A 5,469-nucleotide genomic window follows, 5' to 3' on the forward strand; every position below is an offset into this window, starting at 1 on the left:
CAGAACTCCTCGACGAGGTCGGCGCGGGGGCGCCGGGCGATGCGCCGGGCCAGCACGTAGGCGGTGCGCCCGACGCGCTCGGCGAGCCCGGCGGGCACGGTGCCGGTCACCACGGTGTACCGGTCGGCGGGCAGGCAGCGCGGGCTGCCGTGGCAGAGCCCGAGCGGTGCGGGCGCGCCGCGCACCGCCCCGTCCTGCGGGAAGCCGGTGAACCGGGGATCGGTGAGGGCGGCGGTCACGTCGTCGTACCGGCTGACCAGCCAGGCGCCGAGCGGCGCGTCGTAGCTGAGCGGGTACTGCTCGCGCAGCATCCGGTAGAAGCGGTACGGGTCACGGGCCGCGCCGCGGGCCAGCAGGCTGGGGCCGGTGCGGGGACGGGCGGTGCGGGCACGGGGTTCGGGTGAGACGGTCGGGGCCGGTATGTCGCGGGGCGTGTCGGCCTGCATGACGTTTCCCCCGGAACGAGTCGGGACGCCGCAAGGCGGCGCGGTCCCTCTCAGGGCATCACCTGAACGGGTCCGCCGCAGTCGGCGCGCGGCCGTCCGGGTGACGCCGGGGACGCCTCGCGGCGCACCGGGCGCCGGTCGCTCAGGCGGGCGGCCGGAGCGCGGGGGCGGAGAGGCGGAACATCATGCGGCCGAAGCTGACCTGGTCCCCCTCGCGCACCGGGACCGTGCCGGTGACGCGTTGGCCGTTGACGCAGGTGCCGTTGGTGGAGCCGAGGTCGCGCAGCAGCCAGCGGTCGCCATGCGCGGTCAGCTCCGCGTGCATCCGGGAGACGGTCTCGTGGGTGAGGCGCAGTCCGTTGCCCGGGTCGCGGCCGATGCGCAGGGGGTGCGGGCTGGGGGCCGGCAGCAGCAGCCTGGGCAGCCGCTCCGCCCGCCACGCCCGGCGGACCCGCTCCGGGAAGCCGGAGACCCCGCCCACGATCCGCAACAGCCCGCGCGACCAGCGGCCTTCACGCTCCAGGTCCCGGGTGAGGGCCTCCAGCTCCTCGGGGCGGCTGGTCGTCAGGGCCACCTCCATGCGCCGCATGAAGGTGTCCTGGGAGAGCTTGCCCTGGGCCGCGCCCTCCCTGAGCACACCGAGAACACGGTCGCGCTGCGCGTCGGACAGGCGCGCGGTGGGCGTGTGGTACTCGAACGGGGACGTCACCCCCCGATTGTCGGTCCGACGGCCCCGACGTGTCCAGAACGGGCGGGCGTCACGCCCCTCCTGACCTGCGCGGCGCCGCCCCCGATATTCGAAGGCGGCGGCTGCGCACGGTTGCTAGGGTCGGCCGCCGCCGTCCGGTGTCCGCCGTGACGTGCCCGTACACCCTGGGGGTTCTGTGCCGGTGGCACCGCTCGACCTGACCATCCGTCCGCTGACCGGCCCGGAGGAGCTGGACCTCTTCCTCGGACTCTCCTACCTGCTGGACCACGAGCTGGCGGACGACCTGGCCGCGGGCCGCCGGCGCCCGGAGTGGATGTGGGTGGCGCTGAGCGGTGACCGGCTGGTGGCACGGGTCGCCTGGTGGAGCAGGGAGGGCGGCGCGCCGCTGCTGCTCGACGTGTTCGACCTGGACGACTCCCTGCCGGCCGCCGAGCGGGAGGCGGCGGGGCTGCGGCTGGTCGAGACGGCCACCGCCGCCGTCGTACCGGCCGGGGCGCCGCGCCCCGAGTACGGCAGGTTCGTCCCGGCCGGCTGGCGCGAGGACCCGGCCGTCCGGGAGGCCGTCGGGAGCCGGGTCCGGGTCATGGAGCGCACCGGCGCCCGGATGCTGGTGGAGCGGCTGCGGCTGGAGTGGCGGGCGGGCACCCCGGTGCCGGAGCCGGACGGGCGGCTGCGGTTCCGGCCGGTCGCCGGGCGCGAGGACCTGCTCGCGCTGATGACGTCCGTGCTGGAGGGCACCCTCGACGCGCACGGGCAGCTCGACCTGGCGTCCGGCCTGTCCCCGCGCGAGGCCGCCGAGAAGCACTACGACGAGGAGCTGGCGGGCTACTCGACGCCTCGCGCCTGGTGGCGGGTGGCCGAACTCCCGGACGGGGAGCCGGTGGGCTTCGTCGTCCCGGCCCGCAACGCCTACAACCCGATCATCGCGTACATCGGGGTGCTGCCCGCCCACCGCGGCCGGGGGTACATCGACGAGATCCTCGCCGAGGGCACGCGCGTCCTGGCCGCGCAGGAGGACACCGTGCGCATCCGGGCCTCGACGGACCTGGGCAACGTGCCGATGGCGAAGGCGTTCGCGCGGCTGGGCTACGTCAACTTCGAGCGCTCCTTCGACATGGTGTGGGACTGACCTGACGGGGTGTCCGCGGGCTGCTCCCGCTGGGCCCTGATGAGGTCGCGGTACCAGGCGTAGGAATCCTTCGGGGTGCGGCGCAGCGTCTCGTAGTCGATGTGCACGAGCCCGAAGCGCTTGCTCGCGCCCTCGGTCCACTCGATGTTGTCGGTGAGCGACCAGGTGAAGTAGCCGCGGACGTCCACGCCGTCGTCGATGGCCTGCCGCAGCGCCCGCAGATGGCCGTCGAGGAAGGCGATCCGGCGGCTGTCCCGGGCGGGCTCGTCCAGCGCGCAGCCGTTCTCGGTGATGTAGACAGGCGGCAGCAGGTCGCCGTAGCGCTCCCGCAGGCCCACGAGGGTCTCGCGCAGTCCGTCCGGGACGACCGGCCAGCCGAAGTCGGTCTTCTCGTAGCCGTCGATCTCCCGGATGCCGAAGGGCAGGCCCTCGGGCATGCCGAACCCGGCGAAGGTGTCGAGGGCGTCGGGCGCGGGCGCGCCGACGCTGGTCGGGTTGTAGTAGTTGACGCCGTACCAGTCGAGCCGGGCGGAGATCGTCCGCAGGTCGTCCTCGACGGGTCCGGGCATCAGGGCGGCGAAGTTCTCGTCCGGGTAGCGGCCGGTGAGGAGCGGGTCGGCGAAGAGCCGGTTGGTGAGGGTGTCGTACAGCCCGGCCGCGAAGCGGTCCTCCTCCGACTCGCCCGCCGCCCAGACCGGGGAGTGCGAGACGGCGATGCCGATGTTGTCGGCGCCCGCCGCGCGCAGCGCGCGGACGGCCAGGCCGTGGGCGAGGAGCTGGTGGTGGGCGGCGGGCAGCGCGTCGAACAGGAGGGTGCGGCCGGGGGCGTGCTCGCCGAGCGCGTAGCCCAGCAGGGTGACTTCGGCGGGTTCGTTGATCGTGATCCACATGGGGACGCGGTCGGCGAGGCGTTCGGCGACGATGCCCGCGTACTCGGCGAAGCGGTAGGCGGTGTCGCGGTTGAGCCAGCCGCCCTCCTCGTCCAGCGGGAGCGGGGTGTCCCAGTGGTAGAGGGTGGGCGCCGGGGTGATGCCGTGGGCGCACAGCTCGTCCACGAGCCGGTCGTAGAAGTCGAGCCCCTGCGGGTTGACCGGGCCGCTGCCGCCGGGGACGACGCGCGGCCAGCTCACCGAGAAGCGGAAGGCGTCGGCGCCCAGCCCGGCCAGCAGGGCGACGTCCTCCCGGTAGTGCCGGTGGAAGCCGGTGCCCCGGCCGGTATCGGCGCCGTCCTTGATGCGTCCGGGCTGCGCGGCGAAGGCGTCCCAGCCGGAGGGGCCCTTGCCCTCGGCGTCGGCGGCGCCCTCGGTCTGGAACGCGGACGCGGAGGCTCCCCAGAGGAATCCGGGCGGGAAGAGCGGCACGGTCATCTCGGCCTCCACAGCGGTAGGCAGGGGGTGCGTAGGACAGAACCCGACAGGGCAGTGATCAGTCCCAGACCTTAATAGCCAGTGTCGGCCCCGATCCAGAGCCTCAGCGGACCGGCCCCGGAAGCGAGGAGCGCCGCATGTTGTTCGAGGTATGGGCACCGGACGCGGAATCGGCCGTGCTGCGGCTGGCGGGCGAGCCGCTGCCGATGGAGCCCGATCCGGAGCGGCCCGGCTGGTGGACCCGAGAGGCCGACGCGGCGGACGGCGACCGGTACGGCTTCGCCCTCGACGGCGGCCCGGTGCGCCCCGACCCCCGCTCGCGCCGCCAGCCGGACGGGCCGGACGGCGAGTCGGCGGTGGTCGACCACGACGCCTACGCCTGGCGCTCCGACTGGGCGGGGCGCGGACTGCCGGGCGCGGTCCTGTACGAGCTGCACATCGGCACGTTCACCGCCGAGGGCACCTTCGACGCGGCGGCGGCCCGGCTGGGCCATCTGGCGGAGCTGGGGATCACCCATGTGTCGCTGATGCCGGTCTGCCCGTTCCCGGGCGTGCACGGCTGGGGGTACGAGGGGGTGTCGCTGTGGGCCGTGCACGAGCCGTACGGCGGCCCCGAGGGGCTGAAGCGCTTTGTCGACACGGCGCACGGGCTGGGGCTCGCCGTCGTCCTGGACGTGGTCCACAACCACCTGGGGCCTTCCGGCAACTACCTGCCGCTGTTCGGCCCGTACTTCACCGAGACGCACCACACCCCGTGGGGCGCGGCGGTCAACCTGGACGCGCCGGGCTCCGACGAGGTGCGGGCGTTCCTGCTGGGCAGCGCGCTCGCCTGGCTGCGGGACTACCGGCTGGACGGGCTGCGGCTGGACGCGGTGCACGCGCTGGCGGACACCCGCGCGCTGACGTTCCTGGAGGAGCTGTCGGCCGCGGTGGACGCGCTCTCGGCGGAGCTGGGGCGCCCGCTGCCGCTGATCGCCGAGTCCGACCTGTGCGACCCGCGCACGACGACCCCCCGCGAGGAGGGCGGGCTCGGGCTGCACGCCCAGTGGAACGACGACTTCCACCACTGCCTGCACACCGCGCTCACCGGGGAGGCGCAGGGCTACTACGCGGACTTCGCGGCGGCCCCGCTGGCCGGTCTCGCCAAGACGATGACGAGCGCCTTCTTCCACAACGGGACGTACTCCAGCTTCCGGGGGCGTACGCACGGCCGCCCCGTGGACGTCACCCGCAGCGCCGCCCACCGCTTCGTCGGCTACGCGCAGACCCACGACCAGATCGGCAACCGGGCCCTCGGCGACCGGCTCGCCGCCTCCCTCTCCCCCGGGCTGCTGGCCTGCGCGGCGGCGCTCGTGCTGACCGGCCCGTTCACGCCGATGCTGTTCATGGGCGAGGAGTGGGGGGCCCGCACCCCGTGGCAGTTCTTCACCGACCACACGGACCCGGAGCTGGCGGAGGCCGTACGCACCGGCAGACGGCGGGAGTTCGGGGCGCACGGCTGGGCGCAGGAGGACATCCCGGACCCGCAGGACCCGGCCACCCGGGACCGGTCCTGCCTGGACTGGGAGGAGCCGGGCCGCGAACCGCACGCCCGGCTGCTCGCCTGGTACCGGGAGCTGATCGCCCTGCGCCACACCCTGCCGGACCTGCGCGACCCGGACCTGGCGAGCGTGAAGGCGGCGTACGACGACGCGGCGCGCTGGCTGGCGGTGCGCCGGGGCGACCTGCGGATCGCGGTCAACCTGGCCGCGGAGCCGGCCGCGATCCCGCTGGGCGGCGGCCGGCACCGGGGCGGTGCGGGGCGGGTCCTCGCGGCGT

The 5,469-nt window shown here is 74.8% G+C and carries 4 protein-coding genes and 1 pseudogene; 2 read left to right on the forward strand and 3 right to left on the reverse strand.

Annotated elements, in window-relative coordinates:
• Positions 1 to 446, reverse strand: a pseudogene (locus MHW47_RS31430) (cytochrome P450); the annotation flags it as partial.
• 142 nt (positions 447 to 588) lie between these two features.
• Positions 589 to 1,155, reverse strand: coding sequence for a DUF1707 and FHA domain-containing protein (locus tag MHW47_RS31435; protein WP_239227269.1), 567 nt, complete (start codon positions 1,153 to 1,155; stop codon positions 589 to 591).
• Positions 1,156 to 1,330: 175 nt separating this feature from the next.
• Between MHW47_RS31435 and MHW47_RS31440 the strand changes: the two genes are divergently transcribed.
• Entirely contained in the window at positions 1,331 to 2,284 is a 954-nt protein-coding gene (locus tag MHW47_RS31440) for a GNAT family N-acetyltransferase (RefSeq protein WP_239227270.1), read from the forward strand.
• Here MHW47_RS31440 and MHW47_RS31445 read toward each other — a convergent pair.
• Positions 2,242 to 3,651: a GH1 family beta-glucosidase gene (locus MHW47_RS31445; RefSeq protein ID WP_239227271.1), complete on the reverse strand. Its 1,410-nt coding sequence runs from the start codon at positions 3,649 to 3,651 to the stop codon at positions 2,242 to 2,244. The genes MHW47_RS31440 and MHW47_RS31445 overlap by 43 nt on opposite strands.
• Before the next feature lie 137 nt (positions 3,652 to 3,788).
• Here MHW47_RS31445 and treZ point away from each other — a divergent pair.
• The coding region (treZ, locus tag MHW47_RS31450) for a malto-oligosyltrehalose trehalohydrolase (protein ID WP_239227272.1) at positions 3,789 to 5,469 on the forward strand (1,681 nt) is incomplete at its 3' end.

The organism is Streptomyces sp. OfavH-34-F, from assembly GCF_022347745.1.
In the GTDB taxonomy this organism is placed as follows: Bacteria; Actinomycetota; Actinomycetes; order Streptomycetales; family Streptomycetaceae; genus Streptomyces.

What these genes read in the sequence shown, in the direction of transcription:
- MHW47_RS31445 (WP_239227271.1), bottom strand. Translation starts at nt 3,651, where the DNA reads ATGACCGTGCCGCTCTTCCCGCCCGGATTCCTCTGGGGAGCCTCCGCG.